The organism is Microbacterium sp. C7(2022), assembly GCF_028823665.1.
Taxonomy (GTDB): domain Bacteria; phylum Actinomycetota; class Actinomycetes; order Actinomycetales; family Microbacteriaceae; genus Microbacterium.
In genome coordinates this window covers 154,044-171,338 of the sequence record NZ_JAPEHV010000004.1, presented here as the reverse complement: position 1 = coordinate 171,338, position 17,295 = coordinate 154,044, and the positions used below count along the sequence as shown (strand labels likewise).

The following is a 17,295-nucleotide window of genomic DNA, read 5'->3' as shown; positions in this document are numbered from 1 at the left end:
TCGGGGCCATGAGCAGAAGCGGTTCACGCGTTGCCCCTGTGCTGTGGCTCGGGATCGCAGGCGTCCTCGTCGTGGCAGTCTTCTTCGCGCCGGTGGTCACAGGCGGATGGTGCGCCGGCGCTCCTGTCAGCGGATCGTCGACATGTGGAACATTTGAGCGCTCGATTATCGGGATGGACACATCGCTGTGGCCCTGGCTCCCACTGACGGTCATCGTCTGCACGATCACGGCGCTCAAGGTCCGACGACTTCGGTCGAGCCGGCCCTAGTCGATCCTCTTACGAGCAATGCTGGGTCGTGGGTCCTCGCGGGCGGAGCGCGTTGTTACGGGAGTTGCCAGAACGGTCCGGTGAGGCCGACGCTGTCGAGCAGTTGCTGGTTGTGGTCGCGGGTGTGGGGTTGGAAGTCGGGGTGGACGCGGTCGCCGTACCAGGGGCCGGCGAGGCGCCACACCGTGACCGCGTCAGCGATGTACCCGGCGCCCGGGGGGTGCTCAGTCGTCCATTGTTCGGCGTGGTCGCGGGTGCAGAACATGCGGATCATGGTGCAGGTCGCGACGACGTCGTCCCACCACTGCGCCGCCGGGCGCGGGAACCGGACGGCGAGGTCGGCCGGTGGTGGAGTGCTCGGCCCGCTGTCGAAGCTGATGTGGGCGCCGCAGTGCGGGCAGGCGGTGGCGATCTGGACGTCGAGGTTGAGGGCGGCACTGATGCCGAACGAGTCCCATGCGCACCCGCCCCACCAGCGACGGTCGTCGTGTCCGTCGGTCGGGGTGAGGACGAACGCCATCGGGGCGGCGGTGAACGGATGCGCCATCCGGACCGCGTCGCCGTCTTGGGAGAGGACGAGCGCGTGCGCGTCGGCAAGCTCCCGCAGCGTCTGGGCGATCTCGTCGGCGGGCGTCCCCGTGAGTCTGGCGAGTTCGTTGATCGAGGGGGCGCGACCCTCACCTGCGAGGGTGGCGTAGACGAGGTCGCGGACGCGGCGAGCTTCGGGCGTGTGCATCGAGATCCTTCGGTTGGTTTCTGTCGGGTCAGTGTAGGAGTCGTTCGGCGAGCAGGATGAGGCCGATGCTGATCATCAGGGCGCCGGAGACGCGGCTGACGATGCGGGCGGCCGTCGGCCTGGTGCCGAGCACGAGGTGGGCCGTGTGCGCGACGAGGAAGTAGACGACGGCGCAGCTGGCAACGTGCACGAGTCCGAGGATCGTGATCTGGACCCCGGCCGGGAGCCCGGTGGATGGGGTGAGGAACTGAGGCAGCACGGCAAGGAACAGCAGCAGCAGTTTCGGGTTCAGTCCGCTGACCCCGAACCCATTCACGCCCCACCGCCACGCCGGCACCGCCGCCACGTCCGGCCCGGCGTGAATGGCGGCCGGGTGGCGCAGGGTCCCGATACCCAGCCACACGAGATACACCGACCCGGCGATGGTGAGGACGGTCAGCGCGGTCGGGGTGGTGGCGACGAGCGCGCCGATCCCGGCGGCGACGATGACGGTCGCGAGCAGGTGCCCGGTCAGCAGTCCGAGCACCGCGGGGGTGGTGCGGCGGGCCAGGCCCGCGGTGATCGCGTACGCCCAGTCCGCGCCGGGCGTGATCACGAACAGCATCGACACGCCCCAGAATGCCAGCACCGCCCCTGTCTGCACCACGACCCTCCCTCGCCCGCCTGAAGTGTTGCAGGGACGAGATTAGGAGCGTTTCCGCGGGTGATGGTTGCAACTTCCAGGCGAGGGCCAGCGTTATGCGCAATGATTCTTGCTGTGGATGCGATTGATCGGAAGATTCTTGCGGAGTTGCAGGCGAACGGTCGGTTGACGATCACCGAGCTTGCCGAACGCGTGCAGCTCACCGTGTCTCCCTGCCACCGTCGCCTGCGCGACCTCGAAGCGCGCGGCGTCATCGCCGAGTACCGTGCCGTGCTCGACCCCGACGCGGTCGGGCTCGGATTCCAGACCCTGGTGTTCGTCACCATGCAAGGCGCCACCCGGGCCATCATCAGCCAGTTCGAAGACGCGGTCGACGCGGTCCCGCACATCGTCGACGCGCAGCGGCTGTTCGGCGAACCCGACTACCTGCTCCGCGTCGTCGCCCGCGACCTGCCCGACTTCCAACACCTATACGACGAGCAACTCAGCACCCTTCCCGGCGTGCAGAAACTGACCACCACTCTCGTCATGCGGCAAGTCGTCGAGAACCGAGCACTCCCGATCGCGGCAAGGTGAACACGCGACCGCGTCGGCATCCCTGCTGATCCCTCCGCGGGCATCGCACGATAGAGGGACCCCCGGGTGCGGAAGGACTGTGATCGTGGGAGGCTCATCGTTGTGACTGGCGAAGGGCATCCCTCGGACTCTCGAGCTCAGCGACAGGCTGAGGTCGCAATCATCGCCGCACTCAGCGCGCAGTTGGGTGAGCCGCTCGCCAAGACGTCGGTCGCGACGGGCAACGGCGGCCGCGTCGAGCTTGACGGCTCCACCGCGGATCTCACCATCCTGGTCGAGGCATACGCTCATCAAGGAGCGCTTCGGGGCGGTCAGCCGAAGAAGCTCGCGACCGATGCGTTGAAGTTGACTTGGATCGGTCGACAGGTGGGAGCGAAGAGGCTGATCCTCGCGGTCGCGGACCGCGAGGTCGAGTCCTACCTTCAGCGGCCGACGGCTTGGCTGACCCAGGCACTAATCGACCTTGGGGTCGAGGTGATTCGGGTGGATCTCGACGATTCCACGGTAGGCAGCCTCCGCGCTGCGCAGACTGTGCAGTTCCGATAACAGCCGATTCTGTTCGATCGTCGCCGAATGCCGACATCATCGTCCGCGCTGAGGCGCTCCGCCGACTTCCCTCAACGCGAAGCGATCTCGCGGATGAGCTCGATCGTGGGCTTACCTTGGCGCGCAGCGGCGATCCTGGAGCAGCGAGGGTCCTGGATGCTGCGGTCGCGGCGGTCGACAACTTCAGACACATCCTCCCGGTGGACGGAGGTTTCGCGCTGAGCCTCTACGTGAGGGGGTTGCTGGATAGCGCCTACTGGACGCTCGAGTCTCCATCCACGCCGCCCGATATCGCCGCGCGCATCCGCGACGCCGAGCAACTCATAGCGCGGGGCCACGAAGAAGCAGTCGCAGTGCTGGAAGCTGCGTTGTCCGGGCCTCGTTGACGGGCAGCCTCTCGGATCCCCTTGCGGGCACTGCGCGTTGATGGCGTGTCGCGCGCGGGCCGAGACGCGCTCAGTCAAACCTGTCGCCGCTGGGCGCCGATCACTTTTCGATCGTGATCGGAAGTTCGGTCTGGAAGATGCCCTCGGCAAACACACGTATGACTGCGGGGCCTACCTCCGCGTCCGAAGGGATCGTAACGAACTCGTCAAAGCGGCCGTCGCGGAGATCGACAGATGCCAACTCAGCGACGACGTCTCCTTGGACCCAGCGAATAACGGCTGGCTCGGGCGTTGGTGCCGTCGCGGGCAGGGTGTCCACACAGACTTCCCACCCTTCCCCGACGACATTGATCTCCTCGCCGGGCGCAGCTGCGTCTGGAGTGACGGATGTCTGCGGCTCTTCGCAGGCATGTTCTGCGGTGCCAGCCGGCGGATCGGGTGCAGTCGAAGTGCACCCCGTCACGACTAAGACGGCGGCGAATACGACTGAGGCACTAGCCGCCGGGCTGAACGTAGATCGACGAAACATCGCCAGCTCCTAGGGTACGCGCCGAACTGTTGCACGGAGCCGAGTTTGGGCTCATGGTGAGATCGTTGCCGCCGAATTCGGTCGCGTGACCGAGCGCGAGCATGTGGCCAAGCTCGTGCGTTACAACTGAGCGTAGATCGTACTTTGTACCGGAACATCCCGTCGTCGTGGTGACCCAGCTTCGCGTGCTGGTGTCGATCCGGATGTCCTTGTCGTAGGGGGCGCCGCCTGCGGTGGACCATGTGCACGTTCGAGCCAGAACGCCGCTGTCTGCAATGGGCCCGAAGTCGACGACGTCTCGATTGTCCGCGGTCCCGCAACCGCCGGTGGATGTGAAGTTCGCGTCGTACGTATAGCTTCCCACCGCAACTGCACCCGGAACATGGAGCGCCCGCGCGATGCCGCAATTATTGGTGCCGTTCTTCCAGACGCCCATTCCGCCCGTCACCACGCCCTCGAACGCGGTCTTCGTTATGTTTGACGGTCGACGCTCGGTGCTGTTGACGTAGATGGTCGATGGCGAATACCAAGCAGATGTCGATCGCGAGTAGTCAGTGCAGCGGGAATACGCCGCGGCTTCGACCAGCACCGAATGGGGCCTCGCAGAAGTTGCGGTGATAGCTCCGTACTCGAGCGGAATTGTGGACTCAACCGGCGGAGGTGTCGTGGTCGCTGACACGAATCCGTCGTCGGAAACCTCAACATGGAGATATGCGGTGACAACGCTCGACCCGGCCTCAACCAATTCTTCGACTGTGACGGCTTGGCCAGCGGCGGGCATCAGAACCTCTATCCCTCCCGCGGTCACCGTCGTACCACCGAGTCCACATTGGTTGATGTTCAAGCCGTTGACGGCGGTGGCGTCAGCAACAGCGACCGTCGCGCTCGCGCAGGCGTCAGAAGGGAGCGACGTCAGATCAGCGACGCTGAGTGGAGTCCCCAGAAGTGCTGCAACCGAAAGGGCTGAGACAAATGGGGCAAGTCGCACGGCGAACTCCTTCGAACGGTCGTCAGGCACGACCGTAGCGGACAGGAGCACTCCGCGCCATTAGCGAATAGCGACTGCATCAGCTATAGAAAGCGCGAACGTTCGGCGGTCCCTGAGCGTGCGTAGGCCCCCTGCTGTTTACTATGGGGCGGGTCTCAGATGACCTGCTGCCACCGCGATCTGGTGATCGGGGATAGCGGGGGTGGAGGTGCCGGCGACGATGAGGTTCGCGCGTTCCCATGGTTTCTGGTCGGCGAGGAACCGCAGTTCCTCCGTCATCCATTCGTGCCAGAAGGCGATCGTCTGCTCGACGGTGCCGTTAACGCCCTGCGCGATGTCGCGGTCGATTCCCCGCTTCTGCGCGAGCAGGAAGTCGGACTGCACCCAGATCGCGGCGTCGAGTAGGTCGCTGAGCTCTCGCTGGCTGGCGCCGACGCCCTCGACGATCACCAATCCCAAGCCGGCAGGTATGTCGATCGCGCCCTGACGGCCGTGCGCTGCCCACGCGGGCGGTGAAAATGACGCGCCTTCGCCGGAGCGCAGCGGGGCGAGGATATTGTCGGCAAGGAGGTCTGCCCATGCGAAGAGGGGCTCGTTCCACGCGACGTCATCGACGTGAATGATCGCGGATCGATCGACTCGTGCCGCCAGGTTGTCCGCCAGTGTGGTCTTCCCGGATGCGCTGCGTCCGTCCACCGCGACCACGCGCGGTCTACCCGGTGACATACGTGCCATCGAGAGCACAATGCCGGCGAACTCGTCATCGGACATCGCTGTCCATGGCCCCGCGACCGGTTCGTCACGAGGCAATGTCATCGGTGAGTCCAACATGTTGCGAGCATACTGCCGCCGCCTGCCAGGGCTCATTCTCTTGCGAAAGACAGTCGGCACTCGTGGACGTTCTACCGTCAGCGCACAGGACCGCCGCACCTCGCTCGCAATCGGGTCCCGTTGCGCGCAACAGACTGCGACGCGAGCAGCCCCGCGGCTTGGCTCCAATCGCGGAAGCTAGCGGGACTGATCGATCACCTCGGCGAGTCGCGGCCAGAGCTGGGCGAGTCGCGACTCCCACGGGGCGGCCATCAGCCCCGCACGCCAACGTCGACATGCTTCCTCCACCGCCACCCACTCCGCTTCGGCAACCTCGTCGCCGTCGAGCACGAGATCGGCATGGTCGCCGAGCCGCGTGACAAAGAGGTCGAACAGGGCTCGTGTCTCGATGAATCGACCCACGGCAACCATAGAGTCCGCATCAATCGACAGCCCTGTTTCTTCACGCAACTCACGTACGGCTGCGTCCAGACTGGATTCACCCGCAAGTGCGCTGCCCGCCGGAAACTCCCACGTCAGTGGGTGGTCCTTCATCGAGGATCGCAGCGTCATCAACACAAGCCCGTCTCGGCGGACAGCGACCGTGCCCGCTACAGCGTGGAACGCTCCATCCGGCCAATCGGCGGCACCCCGAGCGTGTGTCCTCCCGACGAGCTTCCCTCGAATGTCACGCAGGTCCCAGAGCTCGTCAGCACTCACGGAACCATTGTGCACGGGGCAGGCTCGCTCCCGGTCGTCTTCAATGAGGTCTCTGGGCTGCGCGTAGCCCAGTCGCCTTGCGCGACACTTGTCGCATGCAGTACCGGCTCATGAACGATTACTCTGCTGACTGGCCGTTCTGGGGCGGCAAGGAAGGCGCTGGACTGTGCGCCGATGGTGATCCGGCTCTTCCCGAAGCGACCGCGGCCGCTGCCCGCGCCTGGGCATCCCAATTCAATGAGCTGTTCGACTGGCAACACGGTTGGCCCAATGCCGCGATGGCCGCTGCGCACGAAGAGGAAGCAAGACGGCTCTACGAAGAGGTCAAGCGCGCACTCCCCAGCGACGAGGTAGTCCTTCAGTACTGGGAGCTCGCCTATCGCGAGGGCTCCTAAACGGGTCGGTGTGCTGTCTGTCTACCGCGGACGGATGATCACCCCGGCGAGGCGCAGCTGAAGTTCGCGAAGAGTGCGAAACGTGGCGTGGTCATTGAGGCCGGTCGTCGCTTCCCAATCGTGGCCGGAGCCGAGGACATCGCTTGCGAACACCACTTCAGTAGCCAGCAACGCGCGCGTCCAGTCCCGGCGTGTAAGGGGTCGGTCGTTCGACAGGTCATCTGCTATTCGGTACCCCGACTCGAGGAGGTCGGCGACACTGTCGAACCCGAGGGCGGCCGCCATCGGTTCGGTGCACCGCGCTGGGCCTCCCCACTCGACGAGCCCACGGTCGAGCAGGTAACGCTCCGCTTCCGAGAGGGCGACATGGACGACGTCGTCGGGCTGCATCACGTCACGAGCATGCCACGTTTAGCGGTCCCTCACCGTGCGCGATTTGATGTGAATCTGGCCCTTACCTCGTTGAGCTACGGCAGCAGATCGAGCATCTGCGGTCGGGCCTTCATCGCATGGATCACGAGTTCGTTGCCGCTGTCGAAGACGAGGACGACAAGCTCGAGCAGTCGTCCTTGCCGGTCGAACCCAAGCCGGAGCTGGCGAGCCGGAAAGTCCTCGTCGAGGTCGTCAATCCATAGCGGCCACGACGCCGCCTGGATGACGTCCTCGGGTGCGATGCCGTGTTTGAGTGCGGAGTCGTGGACCTTCACGCGGCGTACGCGGCGATTGCTTCGCGGATGAGCTCCGAGCGGGTCTTGTGTTCTCGTTCGGCGCGAGCGTCAAGGGCGGCGAGCTCGTCCGCGGTGAGCCGGAGCGCGACGACCTGTGCGGGCTCCGCTCCTCGGCCGGGTCGTCCGCGTCCGCGTCGCTTGAGCGTTTCCACGTCGTAGCCGGCTTCAGCCTCCGCAGCCCACGCCGCGATCTGCTCCTCCGTAACTGGAACACCGTTGATCGTCTCTTCACCACCCATGGCGGAATCGTAATACGAAATTGCGAGCGGGTCTACGGCTGCTCGATTGCCAGCACCTCAGCGGGCCCGTGACTTGCCCGCTGAGGTGCGCGCGGGTCACACCAGTTAGGCGAGTTCCACGGGGAGCCAGAGTTCGCAGATGGCGGTGCTGAAGTCGTCGGCGCGATCCAGGACTGCGACGACAGACGGGCCGGGGCGAAGTCGCCAGGGGTTCGACGGAAACCAGTCGGTTGCGGTAGCTGCCCATGCGGCCTGCAGTGCGTCGGGATAGGCGCCTTCGGTGCGGAAGACCGCCCAGGTGCCCGCGGGAACCTCGATGGCATCGAGATCGTCGGGCAGGGGAGTCTCCTCGTCGACTGCGACCCCGTGGAGGTAGGTGAGCTCGGTTCCTTCGATGTAATCCGGGTCGACGTCGACGCTCACTTGGAGCAGACCGGCCGGGTCAGTGTTGCTCAGGGCTTTAAGGCGCGCGTGCTCGCTGGCGGGCAGGGATATGATGTGCGCTTGGATGTGCGGGTTGATGCCTTCGTGGATGAGAGGCACGCGGGCGGCGTGGCCCACGAGGCGGAATGCTGGTCGATCTGCGATGCGTGTGTCCATGGTGATGTTTCCTTCGACGGTCAGGCGGAACCTGATCTGTGGTTGTGTGCGAAGGGGGCCGCCATCGCGGCGGATGTCACTCGGCCCGGCACCGTGCACGGATCGGAACGCTCGACCGAACGCCTCGGTGGACCCGTAGCCGTATCGCACCGCGATCCTCAGCAGGTCTTCATCCCCGAGGACGTCTGCCGCTGCGACCGACATCCGTCGCCGTCGGATGTACTCCGACAGCGGCATACCGGCCAGCGACGAGAACATCCGCCTCAGGTGATACTCCGTGGTGCCCAGCGTCGTCGCCAACGTCGCCACATCGGTGTCGTTACCGAGGTGTGCCTCAACGACCTCCACCAACCGGTTCAGCTCCGCGATCATGGCGCCTCCTTCGACATCCACACTGCCGAGCATCGTCGATCGGCACCCTACTATCGCGGTCCGATCCGATCACCTGCGGCTATCCATCGACGGACGGATGCCGGTCCTTGTGCGGGCACTGCACGGAAGCGGGGTCAGCTCGTACCATCGCTCCGGGTCGACGGGGTTCGGCCCGGACAGTGTCGGATATTGACGATGGGCGTGGCGACGGCATGTACCGGCGCCAGTCGCACTGAGCCGAGCGGAAAGGCGCGCAAAATGCCACCGGCCTCCAGTGCTAGCCCTTCAGCTGTTGACAAGTCCCAGGTCCTTGCTGATATGTTCCGAAATTATCCCCGGTTGCGGGGGTTTTTCAACGACGAGGTTGGGTTGCAGCATGACATCTAGGCGCAGGAAGACACCGCGCGTCTTGGCGGTACTCGCATTCGCTGCAGCTGTGCTGCTGGGAGGCGCACCGGCGGCCTACGCCCTGGGCTGGAGCCCGGTGGTGAACTGCTCGGGAGGCGGGCAGCTATCCGGCCGCACGTATCAGGTCACCTTCTCCAACGCCGGTGGGAACACCTACGCCGACAATGGCTGCGCTGGCGGCGCGTCTGTCAGCATCCAGCTCTACTACCAGGCGTACCCCGGCGGGCCGTACTACTGGGGGTCTCAGAAGCTGGTCCAGGGCTCGCAGGTCGCCAAGACGCAGTCCGGAACCTGGGACGGCCGCCACAAGGCCTACAACGGCAGCGGCGTCCAAGTCGGCTCGACGAACTCGTAAGGGGTGAGACATGAAGAAGCGAACGATCATCACTGGCGCTCTCGTGGCCGCGGCCAGCTTGGTAGCAATCGGCGGTGTGGCCGCGGTGGGTGGAGCATTCACCAACCCGGAGGCGGGCCCACTCCCCGAAGGGGTCACAGTCGTCACGCAGAAGGTGTACGACGAGGCCTTCGCGAAGTTCGAGGCGTGCATGGAGGAAGGCGGCGCGGAGCTCGCTGGCACCCGCGTCGTCGGCGGTGTGTACGAGTTCTCCTACCTGGCCGACGCGGAACCGGTGTACGACAAGTGCTACGTCGACTTCGCACCGGTCGACTACCAATGGCAGATCGCCCACTCCTACGAGTCCGAGACGTTCATCCGGTACCGCGAATGTCTGACGGACATCGGCATCGAACCGGGCAAGGACGCCGACACGGTTCTGGCGCAGGTCGAGGACAGCGGCCTCGACGTCCAGAAGTGCTTCGAACCCGCAGCGAACGGGTGAACGGAGGGCTGTCCTGTCGTCCGAACTCACGGGCGACGGGACAGCGCATTCGACTCTGCCGGTCGCGACCCGCGAGGGCACCACTCCGAGACGACATCTGCGCGGGCGGACGTGGGCTCCATCTCCTCTCGACCGCCGATCGCGAGTGACCGCCGACCCCGAAACAGACTGCACCACCTGGATGGGTGTCGGCGTAAGTTGCAACGGTCTGCGCGCTGGGCGGTCGTTCAGCGGACGCGATATCGTCGCCGCGCGGGGGCGCGTGTCATCCGGCCGCGTTGCGGATCAGCCACTCCTGGTTTCGGTAGCCATCGTCTTGTCCTTCGGGGTGCTCTGCTGCGTCGACGGACTCAATCATCTGGTCGAACGGGATAGGCGGTTCCAGGCACCGGTACCGCATGCTGCCCTCATCGTCCTTCGGATCCATACGGCGATCGTAACTATGGGGCGGCGCGAACGCAACGAAACTGCACGCCGACCGGTCCTCGTCCGGGCGTTCGTGGGCGTGAAACGGAACGAGCCCGCTACTGGGCTCGGTGACGGACCACGTCCTGGGTGCCGAGGTAATGAGCCATGGCCAGGTCTACCTCGGCAAGCTGATCGCGGGTGAGGTAGTCGACGGGATCGCCCACGATGTAGTCAACGTCGATCGAGCGGATCTGGTCGACGAGCAGGAGGGTGCGTCGCCCGGCGATCTCGACTTCAGGGCGGTGGATGGAGTGGCCTTCGGATGTCGAGGACGGGATGACTGTGGCGACGGACAACGGCGAGTTGGATGGCGACACCACCAGCCCCAGACGCTTCCCGCCCTGCTCGTGCCCGCGAGTCTTGCCCAAGTCGATGCGATAGACGGCGCCTCGGATCACCAGGCTTCAGGCTCCGAGTTCACGTTCTCGGTCTTAAGCACTTCTGCGTCGGCGCGGAACTGTTCCAGCCAGCGCTCGTGGTCCAGCAACCGCAGTGCGCGTCGCAAGGTGTCGGACGTGCTCTCGCCAGACTGTGCCGCCTCGCGGAGAATACGCTCGTCATCCGGGGTCGGACGGAATCCGATCGTGGTACCCATGTCGGCCAGCATAGTGAGTGTTCTACAAATGTAGAACACTCACTACATGGACGTGCAACCGAACCGGGTCCTCCCACGCACTCAGCGGACCAGCGGTCGGTCGCGGCGAACACGGCAGCGCGGCGCCCAGCGGCCCGCCGTCTCACATACCCCGCCCGGACGAATGCCCGACCAGGGCCCGCTTTCTGCAACGCGCGCAACGCCCCACCCGCGCCTCAGCGCCGACCGAATCCGGCCCGTTCCCCGGCCCTCTCCCCACGGTCACCGATACGGCGTAGTATTCGCACGAATGCTATGAGAAAGGAGCACCGTGGCCGAAAAAGGGATCGACGAAAACGTCGCGTTCCGAGAGATCGTCGAAGGTCTGACGGAGAAGTACCCCGATGTTTCGCGGGTGCGCATCGACGAGATCGTCGCCGAGGTGCGCGCCGAAATGTCCGCCGCAAAGGTGCGCGATTTCGTGCCGGTGCTCGCCGAACGCGAAGCGAAGAAGCGCGTCAAAGCAGAATGCGCATAGGTCGTCGTCGTCGCAGGTCCGTCGCCGCGCTCGTCGCGGTGACGGTCACGATCGCCCTGGCCACCGGGTGCACGCAAACATCATCCGGCAGCCGCGCCACCCTCTACGAGAGCATCGACGCCCTCGCTGCCGATAGTGCGGCAATCGTCGTCGGCACGGTCTCGGGCCAGACAGACGACGGCGACACCACGATCTCGACCATCGAGGTGATCAACGCCCCCGACAATCCCACGCTCGGCCAGAACCTCACGCAACAGAACAGCCCGGTCAGCGTGGGCGATACCGTCGAGGTGCGCCAGATGACAGCCCCGCTCCTCACGGTCGACGACGAGTACCTCCTGTTCCTCACCCCCACAGAGCTCTCGGGGGATGCCGCAGACCAATACTTCGTCACGGGCGCCGACGCGGGCATCTACGTGCGCGATGGCGACGAGTTCCGGCGCGTGGCCACCGATAGTGGCGACACGCTCCCCGACGTCATCTCCATCGCCGGCACGGCGTCCGAGTAGGCGCGGCCACCGAGTACGCACGTGACAATCCCTGACCTGCACGCCCTACGCGCCGCCGCCGAGCACCGGCGCGACGCACTCACCGCCGAGATCGCTCGCCTCCGCGTCGACCGTAGCGCCGACTCCGCCGACGACGAGCACGACCCCGAGGGTGTTCCGCTGTCATCGGAGTGGTCGCGCCTCGAGGGCTTGCTCGCGAGTGTCGACGACGAGCTGCGAGAGATCGACGAGGCGCTTCGCCGGTGGCATGACGGCACCTACGGAATCTGCGTCACCTGCGGGCAACCCATCCCACCGGGGCGCCTCGAGGCACGGCCCACCGCGATCAGGTGCGTCGCCTGCGCAAGCTGACGGCACTCAACGCGCGTCACGGGATCAGGCGATCAACCAGTTCCGTGAAAGATGATCGCATTCTTCATCGGCTCTTCTCCCTCTCGTCCGCGAGACTCCCGGCATCCAAACCCAACAAAGGCTCGATCGCGCGAGCCATGAGCGCGCGCCGCCCCGCGGGCTCGCCCCACCGCACCAGCCCGTGGGCACTCAGCCCGTCGATCATGCCGAGCAGCAGCCACGCCACCGCCTGCGGATCTTCGACGCGCAGCATCCGCTCATCGACCCCTCGCTCGAGCACGCCGGCGATGAAGCCCTGCCACGCGTCCATGTGGGCGCGCACGGCCGCAGCGAGCACCTCATTGCGCTCCCCCATCGCCCACGACTGCACCCACACGAGCGTGACGTCGGTGCGTGATCCGTCGAGCAGCGTCGACAACAGCGCACGCACGCGCTCCACCGAGTCATCGATTGCGTCCAACAGCGTCGCGAGTTCCGCCAACTCGGCGCTCACGATGTCGCTGAACGTGTCTGCGACGAGATCGTCCATGCTCGGCACGTAGTGCGCAACGAGCCCCGACGCGACACCCACGCGCGAAGCGACCGCGCGTAGCGTCACGGCCGCGAGCCCCTCGGCGAGCGCCAGCTCTCGCGCCGCGGCCGCGATCTGCGCGCGCCGCTGGTCAGCCGACAGCCGGGTACGGGGTGTTGACGTCATGATCATCGATTCTGTACTCTCGAGAGCAATTGATCAAGTGATCAATAAGCGATGACGATAGAGGATGGATGCCATGACCTGGCGCATGCCCGCAGAGACCGCACGCCACGCCCGCACGTGGATGGCGTTCCCTCGCGAAGGGATCACTCTCGGCGAGAGCGCGCAGGAGCGCGAGGCCGGCTACGCCGCGTGGACCGCAGTCGCCCACGCCACCGCCGAGTTCGAACCCGTCACGATGGTCGTCGACCCGAGCGAAGCCGATCGTGCGCGCCGCATGCTCAGCAGCGAGATCGAGATCCTCATCGCCCCACTCGATGAGTTCTGGATGCGCGACATGGGACCCACCTTCGTCGTCGACGACGAGCGCCCCGGAGTCCTCGGAGCCGTTGACTGGACGTTCAACGGCTGGGGCGCGCCCGAATGGGCCCAGTGGCGCCTGTCGGCCGAAATCGGGCGCTTCGTCGCAGCCGAGCGCGGCGCCGAGCTCGTCAGCTCCCTACTCGTGAACGAAGGCGGCGGCATCCACGTCGATGGCGAGGGCACCGTCCTCCTCACCGAGACTGTCCAGCTCGACCCGCACCGCAACCCCTTCGCTGACCGCGCGCGCGTCGAAGCCGAAATGACCCGCACGATCGGCGCAACGCACGCGGTCTGGCTGCCCCGCGGGCTCACGCGCGACTACGACGACTTCGGCACCAACGGCCACGTCGACATCGTCGCGACGATCCCCTCCCCCGGCACGATCCTGCTGCACGACCAGCGCGACCCGGGCCACCCCGACCACGCTGCGATGGTCGAGATCCGTCGCGCACTCGAGGAGGAGACGGATGCCGCCGGCCGCCCCTTCGACATCGTCTCGCTCCCCGCTCCCGCGACGCTCCGCGACGACGAGGACTTCGTCGACTGGAGCTACGTCAACCACCTCGTCGTGAACGACGGAGTCATCGCCTGCGGCTTCGGTGAAGAAGAAGCGGATGCCACGGCCCGCGCCATTCTCGAAGACGCATACCCGGGGCGCCGGGTCGTGACCGTCGACGCCCGAGAGATCTTCGCGCGCGGCGGTGGCATCCACTGCATCACCCAGCAGGAACCGGCCCTCGAGGGTGCGCCGGGCGCTGGCGCGACGGGCGCTGCCGGTGCGGCGGCGAGCGCGACGGGCGAGGCGGCGGCGAAATGATCGACGTCGTCGAAGCGTCCATCGCCGATTTGCGCTCCGCGCTCGAGCGCGGCGAGACCACGGCCGTCGCCCTCGTCGACGCCTACCTCGCGCGCATCGCCGCCTACAACGGGCCCGACACCGACACGGCGCTGAACGCCGTCGTGGTGCACAACCCCGACGCACGTGCCGAGGCGGAGGCATCCGACGCGCGCCGCGCAGCGGGCGCGGTGCTCGGCCCGCTCGACGGCATCCCGTACACCGCGAAAGACAGCTACCTGGTGAAGGGACTCACCGCGGCATCCGGTAGCCCCGCGTTCGCAGAGCTCGTCGCGCAGCGTGACGCGTTCACCATCGAGCGGCTGCGCTCGGGCGGAGCGATCTGCCTGGGCCTCACGAACATGCCCCCCATGGCCAACGGCGGTATGCAGCGCGGCGTCTACGGCCGCGCCGAGAGCCCGTACAACGCCGACTGGCTGACGGCCCCTTTCGCGTCGGGGTCGTCCAACGGTTCGGGCACCGCGACCGCGGCCAGCTTCGCCGCGTTCGGACTGGGCGAAGAGACCTGGTCGAGCGGCCGCGGACCGGCCTCGAACAACGCGCTGTGCGCCTACACGCCCTCGCGCGGCGTCATCTCGACCCGCGGCAACTGGCCCCTCGTCCCCACGATGGACGTCGTCGTGCCGCACACCCGCACGATGGCCGACCTGCTCGAAGTGCTCGACGTGATCGTCGCCGACGATGCCGAGACGCGCGGCGACTTCTGGCGCGCTCAGCCGTGGATCACGCTGCCCGCGGCGTCCGAAGTGCGTCCAGCCTCGTACGTAGGGCTCGCCGACGGCGCCGGTTCACTGCAAGGCGCCCGTGTCGGCATCCCCCGCATGTACATCAACGCCGATCCGCTGGCCGGCACCGCCGAAAACCGCGGAATCGGCGGCCCGACCGGCCAGGCCATCACCACGCGCGACTCGGTGATCGCGCTGTGGCAACGCGCCCGCGCCGACCTCGAAGCCGCCGGAGTCACCGTCGTCGAGGTCGACTTCCCCGTCGTGTCGAACTACGAAGGCGACCGCCCGGGCGCGCCCACGATCGCCACCCGCGGCCTCGTCACGCCCGAGTACCTGAAGCGCGAGATCGTCGACCTGTCAGCGTGGGCGTGGGAGGACTTCCTCGCCGCCAACGGCGACCCGTCGCTGCCCACGCTCGCGAACGTCGATGGTGCGACGATCTTCCCCCACCCCGAGGGCGCGCTGCCCGATCGCTACACCGGGTTCGATGACGACATCGCCGAGTATCCGGACTGGGTGCGGCAGCATCCCGAAGCCCGCTTCGAGGACTTCCCCGAGCTGCCCGAGGGCCTGCGCGGCCTCGAAGAGACGCGGCGCATCGACCTCGAGCAGTGGATGGACGCCCACGCGCTCGACGCCGTCGTCTTCCCCGCCGTCGCCGACGTCGGCCCCGCCGATATGGACCGGGTCGAAGCCTCGGCCGACGCCGGCTGGCGCAACGGCGTCTGGATCGCCAACGGCAACCTCGCGATGCGACACCTCGGCATCCCGTCGGTGACCGTGCCGATGGGCACGATGGAAGACATCGGGATGCCGGTGGGCCTCACCTTCGCCGGGCGCGCATACGACGACACGGCCCTGCTGAGCCTCGCCGCCGCGTTCGAAGCAACCGGCTCGCGACGCACCACCCCGCCGCGCACACCGCGCTTGCCCGCCTCGGCGTAGCATCCACTCACCCCGTCATCAAGGAGACCGGCACATGACCGACGCCATCCCGGGCCCCGCCCGCATGCACGAGATCACCGACGAGACGCGCGCGATCGTCGACCTCGTGCTCGAGTACTCACGGGGCCGACTGCTCGCGACCGAGAACCCGCTCGACAAGCCCCTCTCGCCCGCCGAACTGTCGCGCCTCGCCGGCCGCACGATCAGCGAAGACGGGATCGGCGCGCGCAAGGCGCTCTCGACGTTCGAGCACGTGCTCGCGCCTTCGTGCATCACGACCGACGACCCGCAGTACCTGTCGTTCATCCCGTCGGCGCCGACCAAAGCCGCCGCCGCGTTCGACGTCGTCGTCTCGGCGAGCGCCCTCTACGGCGGATCGTGGCTCGAAGGCGCGGGCGCCGTCCACGCCGAGAACGAGGTGCTGCGCTGGTTGGCCGCCGAGTTCGGGCTTCCGGCCACCGCCGGCGGCGTGTTCGTGCAGGGCGGCACCCTCGGAAACCTCTCGGCACTGGTCGCCGCGCGCGAGGCGGCGCGGGCCCGCGGCATCCAGCCCGACCGATGGCGCGTCGTGTGCAGCGTTGAGGCGCACTCGTCCATCGCCTCGGCCGCGCGCGTCATGGATGTCGAGGTCGTCGGGGTGCCCTCGGGAGATGACGGGATGCTGCGCGGTAGCGCCGTACGCGAAGCCCTGGCCGAGCACGGCGACAGCGTGTTCGCCGTGGTCGCCACCGCCGGGTCGACGAACTTCGGCATCGTCGACGAGATCGCATCGATCGCCGAGGTCACGCGGGAGTACGGCGTGTGGCTGCACGTGGACGGCGCGTACGGGTTGGCGGGCATGTTGTCGCCGCTCGCACGGCACCGCTTCGCCGGGGTCGAGCACGCCGACTCGCTGGTCGTCGACCCCCACAAGTGGCTGTTCGCACCGTTCGACGCGTGTGCGCTGATCTACCGCGACCCCGAGCTCGGCCGCCGCGCGCACACGCAGCACGCCGAATACCTTGACACGCTCACCGAAACCGACGACTGGAGCCCCTCGGACTACGCCGTGCACCTCACGCGCCGCCCGCGGGGGTTGCCGTTGTGGTTCTCGCTGGCCACCTACGGTGCGGCGGCATACCGGTCGGCGATCACGGCGTCGCTCGAGCTCGCCCAGCGCATCGCCGACGAGATCGAGCAGCGCGACGGTTTCACCCTGGTGCGGCGCCCGCAGCTGTCGGCGGTCGTGTTCGAGCGCGATGGCTGGACGAAGGCCGACTACGTCGCATGGTCGAACCGGCTGCTGGATGAGCAGCACGCGTTCGTCACTCCGTCGAGTCACCGCGGCCGCACCAACGCCCGGTTCGCGATCCTCAACCCCCGCACCACCTTCGAGCACCTCACCGCGATCCTCGACACCATGTAGCGGGTGCGCGGCGGGGCTGCGGCGCCCGGCCCGGGTGTCACCCCACGGGTTCGGCGGTTTCGCGCGGGGCGCAGCCCGGC

General features: G+C 66.9%; 27 protein-coding genes. 13 read left to right on the top strand and 14 right to left on the bottom strand.

Annotated elements, in window-relative coordinates:
- The first annotated feature begins 8 nt into the window (after nt 1-8).
- Nucleotides 9-269 carry a hypothetical protein gene (locus ON062_RS07165; protein WP_274646451.1) on the top strand — a complete coding sequence of 87 codons (261 nt, stop codon included), beginning with the start codon at nt 9-11 and terminating at the stop codon, nt 267-269.
- A 55-nt stretch (nt 270-324) separates the two neighbouring features.
- Here ON062_RS07165 and ON062_RS07160 read toward each other — a convergent pair whose 3' ends face one another.
- Nucleotides 325-1,005: an alkylmercury lyase family protein gene (locus ON062_RS07160; RefSeq protein WP_274646450.1), complete on the bottom strand. Its 681-nt coding sequence runs from the start codon at nt 1,003-1,005 to the stop codon at nt 325-327.
- Between the two features lie 28 nt (nt 1,006-1,033).
- Entirely contained in the window at nt 1,034-1,651 is a 618-nt protein-coding gene (locus ON062_RS07155) for a LysE family translocator (RefSeq protein WP_274646449.1), read from the bottom strand.
- A gap of 111 nt (nt 1,652-1,762) precedes the next feature.
- Between ON062_RS07155 and ON062_RS07150 the strand changes: the two genes are divergently transcribed.
- From ON062_RS07150 to ON062_RS07140, 3 genes are all read left to right on the top strand, one after another.
- On the top strand, nt 1,763-2,224 hold the full coding sequence (locus ON062_RS07150) for an Lrp/AsnC family transcriptional regulator (RefSeq protein WP_274646448.1): 462 nt from the start codon (nt 1,763-1,765) through the stop codon (nt 2,222-2,224).
- Between the two features lie 102 nt (nt 2,225-2,326).
- The gene (locus ON062_RS07145; protein ID WP_274646447.1) at nt 2,327-2,770 is read left to right on the top strand and encodes a hypothetical protein; all 444 of its coding nucleotides are present in this window, start codon (nt 2,327-2,329) and stop codon (nt 2,768-2,770) included.
- A 116-nt stretch (nt 2,771-2,886) separates the two neighbouring features.
- Nucleotides 2,887-3,156, top strand: coding sequence for a hypothetical protein (locus ON062_RS07140; RefSeq protein WP_274646446.1), 270 nt, complete (start codon nt 2,887-2,889; stop codon nt 3,154-3,156).
- Nucleotides 3,157-3,256: 100 nt separating this feature from the next.
- Here ON062_RS07140 and ON062_RS07135 read toward each other — a convergent pair whose 3' ends face one another.
- The 4 genes from ON062_RS07135 to ON062_RS07120 all read right to left on the bottom strand — a co-directional run bounded on the left by ON062_RS07135 (nt 3,257) and on the right by ON062_RS07120 (nt 6,203).
- On the bottom strand, nt 3,257-3,475 hold the full coding sequence (locus ON062_RS07135) for a hypothetical protein (RefSeq protein ID WP_274646445.1): 219 nt from the start codon (nt 3,473-3,475) through the stop codon (nt 3,257-3,259).
- Nucleotides 3,476-3,650: 175 nt separating this feature from the next.
- Nucleotides 3,651-4,703, bottom strand: a complete 1,053-nt coding sequence (locus ON062_RS07130) for a hypothetical protein (protein ID WP_274646444.1) — start codon at nt 4,701-4,703, stop codon at nt 3,651-3,653.
- A 111-nt stretch (nt 4,704-4,814) separates the two neighbouring features.
- The gene (locus tag ON062_RS07125; RefSeq protein ID WP_274646443.1) at nt 4,815-5,504 is read right to left on the bottom strand and encodes a uridine kinase; all 690 of its coding nucleotides are present in this window, start codon (nt 5,502-5,504) and stop codon (nt 4,815-4,817) included.
- Nucleotides 5,505-5,681: 177 nt separating this feature from the next.
- Nucleotides 5,682-6,203, bottom strand: a complete 522-nt coding sequence (locus ON062_RS07120; protein ID WP_274646442.1) for an NUDIX domain-containing protein — start codon at nt 6,201-6,203, stop codon at nt 5,682-5,684.
- Between the two features lie 95 nt (nt 6,204-6,298).
- Between ON062_RS07120 and ON062_RS07115 the strand changes: the two genes are divergently transcribed.
- Nucleotides 6,299-6,598 carry a hypothetical protein gene (locus ON062_RS07115; RefSeq protein ID WP_274646441.1) on the top strand — a complete coding sequence of 100 codons (300 nt, stop codon included), beginning with the start codon at nt 6,299-6,301 and terminating at the stop codon, nt 6,596-6,598.
- Between the two features lie 21 nt (nt 6,599-6,619).
- Here ON062_RS07115 and ON062_RS07110 read toward each other — a convergent pair whose 3' ends face one another.
- From ON062_RS07110 to ON062_RS07095, 4 genes are all read right to left on the bottom strand, one after another.
- Nucleotides 6,620-6,991: a hypothetical protein gene (locus ON062_RS07110; RefSeq protein WP_274646440.1), complete on the bottom strand. Its 372-nt coding sequence runs from the start codon at nt 6,989-6,991 to the stop codon at nt 6,620-6,622.
- A gap of 74 nt (nt 6,992-7,065) precedes the next feature.
- On the bottom strand, nt 7,066-7,305 hold the full coding sequence (locus ON062_RS07105) for a toxin (RefSeq protein WP_274646439.1): 240 nt from the start codon (nt 7,303-7,305) through the stop codon (nt 7,066-7,068).
- Nucleotides 7,302-7,565 carry a ribbon-helix-helix domain-containing protein gene (locus tag ON062_RS07100; RefSeq protein WP_274646438.1) on the bottom strand — a complete coding sequence of 88 codons (264 nt, stop codon included), beginning with the start codon at nt 7,563-7,565 and terminating at the stop codon, nt 7,302-7,304. The genes ON062_RS07105 and ON062_RS07100 overlap by 4 nt, the downstream gene beginning before the upstream one ends.
- A 105-nt stretch (nt 7,566-7,670) precedes the next feature.
- Nucleotides 7,671-8,537, bottom strand: coding sequence for a GyrI-like domain-containing protein (locus ON062_RS07095; protein WP_274646437.1), 867 nt, complete (start codon nt 8,535-8,537; stop codon nt 7,671-7,673).
- Nucleotides 8,538-8,913: 376 nt separating this feature from the next.
- On the opposite strand from ON062_RS07095, the gene ON062_RS07090 reads away from it, so the two are divergent.
- Together ON062_RS07090 and ON062_RS07085 are read left to right on the top strand one after the other, a co-directional pair.
- Nucleotides 8,914-9,300 (top strand): hypothetical protein, encoded by a 387-nt coding sequence (locus ON062_RS07090; RefSeq protein ID WP_274646436.1) that lies wholly within the window; start codon nt 8,914-8,916, stop codon nt 9,298-9,300.
- A gap of 10 nt (nt 9,301-9,310) precedes the next feature.
- Nucleotides 9,311-9,784, top strand: a complete 474-nt coding sequence (locus ON062_RS07085) for a hypothetical protein (RefSeq protein ID WP_274646435.1) — start codon at nt 9,311-9,313, stop codon at nt 9,782-9,784.
- Between the two features lie 265 nt (nt 9,785-10,049).
- Here the strand turns inward: ON062_RS07085 and ON062_RS07080 are convergent, their stop codons facing one another.
- The 3 genes from ON062_RS07080 to ON062_RS07070 all read right to left on the bottom strand — a co-directional run bounded on the left by ON062_RS07080 (nt 10,050) and on the right by ON062_RS07070 (nt 10,847).
- Nucleotides 10,050-10,211 carry a hypothetical protein gene (locus tag ON062_RS07080; protein ID WP_274646434.1) on the bottom strand — a complete coding sequence of 54 codons (162 nt, stop codon included), beginning with the start codon at nt 10,209-10,211 and terminating at the stop codon, nt 10,050-10,052.
- A 97-nt stretch (nt 10,212-10,308) separates the two neighbouring features.
- Complete coding sequence (locus ON062_RS07075; RefSeq protein WP_274646433.1) at nt 10,309-10,650, bottom strand: type II toxin-antitoxin system PemK/MazF family toxin; 342 nt, start codon at nt 10,648-10,650, stop codon at nt 10,309-10,311.
- Nucleotides 10,647-10,847 carry a hypothetical protein gene (locus tag ON062_RS07070; protein ID WP_274646432.1) on the bottom strand — a complete coding sequence of 67 codons (201 nt, stop codon included), beginning with the start codon at nt 10,845-10,847 and terminating at the stop codon, nt 10,647-10,649. The genes ON062_RS07075 and ON062_RS07070 overlap by 4 nt, the downstream gene beginning before the upstream one ends.
- 310 nt (nt 10,848-11,157) lie before the next feature.
- Here ON062_RS07070 and ON062_RS07065 point away from each other — a divergent pair, with 310 nt between their 5' ends.
- Genes ON062_RS07065 through ON062_RS07055 form a run of 3 tightly spaced genes read left to right on the top strand, consistent with a single transcriptional unit; the run spans nt 11,158 to nt 12,224 of the window.
- Nucleotides 11,158-11,364 carry a three-helix bundle dimerization domain-containing protein gene (locus ON062_RS07065; RefSeq protein WP_274646431.1) on the top strand — a complete coding sequence of 69 codons (207 nt, stop codon included), beginning with the start codon at nt 11,158-11,160 and terminating at the stop codon, nt 11,362-11,364.
- A gap of 38 nt (nt 11,365-11,402) precedes the next feature.
- Nucleotides 11,403-11,873, top strand: a complete 471-nt coding sequence (locus tag ON062_RS07060; protein ID WP_274646430.1) for a hypothetical protein — start codon at nt 11,403-11,405, stop codon at nt 11,871-11,873.
- Nucleotides 11,874-11,894: 21 nt separating this feature from the next.
- Nucleotides 11,895-12,224: a TraR/DksA C4-type zinc finger protein gene (locus tag ON062_RS07055; protein WP_308209617.1), complete on the top strand. Its 330-nt coding sequence runs from the start codon at nt 11,895-11,897 to the stop codon at nt 12,222-12,224.
- A gap of 64 nt (nt 12,225-12,288) precedes the next feature.
- Here the strand turns inward: ON062_RS07055 and ON062_RS07050 are convergent, their stop codons facing one another.
- The gene (locus tag ON062_RS07050; RefSeq protein ID WP_274646429.1) at nt 12,289-12,921 is read right to left on the bottom strand and encodes a TetR/AcrR family transcriptional regulator; all 633 of its coding nucleotides are present in this window, start codon (nt 12,919-12,921) and stop codon (nt 12,289-12,291) included.
- A 73-nt stretch (nt 12,922-12,994) separates the two neighbouring features.
- Between ON062_RS07050 and ON062_RS07045 the strand changes: the two genes are divergently transcribed.
- The 3 genes from ON062_RS07045 to ON062_RS07035 are packed head-to-tail and all read left to right on the top strand — an operon-like array spanning nt 12,995 to nt 17,215.
- The gene (locus ON062_RS07045; RefSeq protein WP_274646428.1) at nt 12,995-14,098 is read left to right on the top strand and encodes an agmatine/peptidylarginine deiminase; all 1,104 of its coding nucleotides are present in this window, start codon (nt 12,995-12,997) and stop codon (nt 14,096-14,098) included.
- The gene (locus ON062_RS07040; RefSeq protein WP_274646427.1) at nt 14,095-15,810 is read left to right on the top strand and encodes an amidase; all 1,716 of its coding nucleotides are present in this window, start codon (nt 14,095-14,097) and stop codon (nt 15,808-15,810) included. Before ON062_RS07045 ends, ON062_RS07040 begins: the two co-directional genes overlap by 4 nt.
- Before the next feature lie 34 nt (nt 15,811-15,844).
- Entirely contained in the window at nt 15,845-17,215 is a 1,371-nt protein-coding gene (locus tag ON062_RS07035) for an aminotransferase class V-fold PLP-dependent enzyme (RefSeq protein WP_274646426.1), read from the top strand.
- The last annotated feature ends 80 nt before the right edge of the window (nt 17,216-17,295 follow it).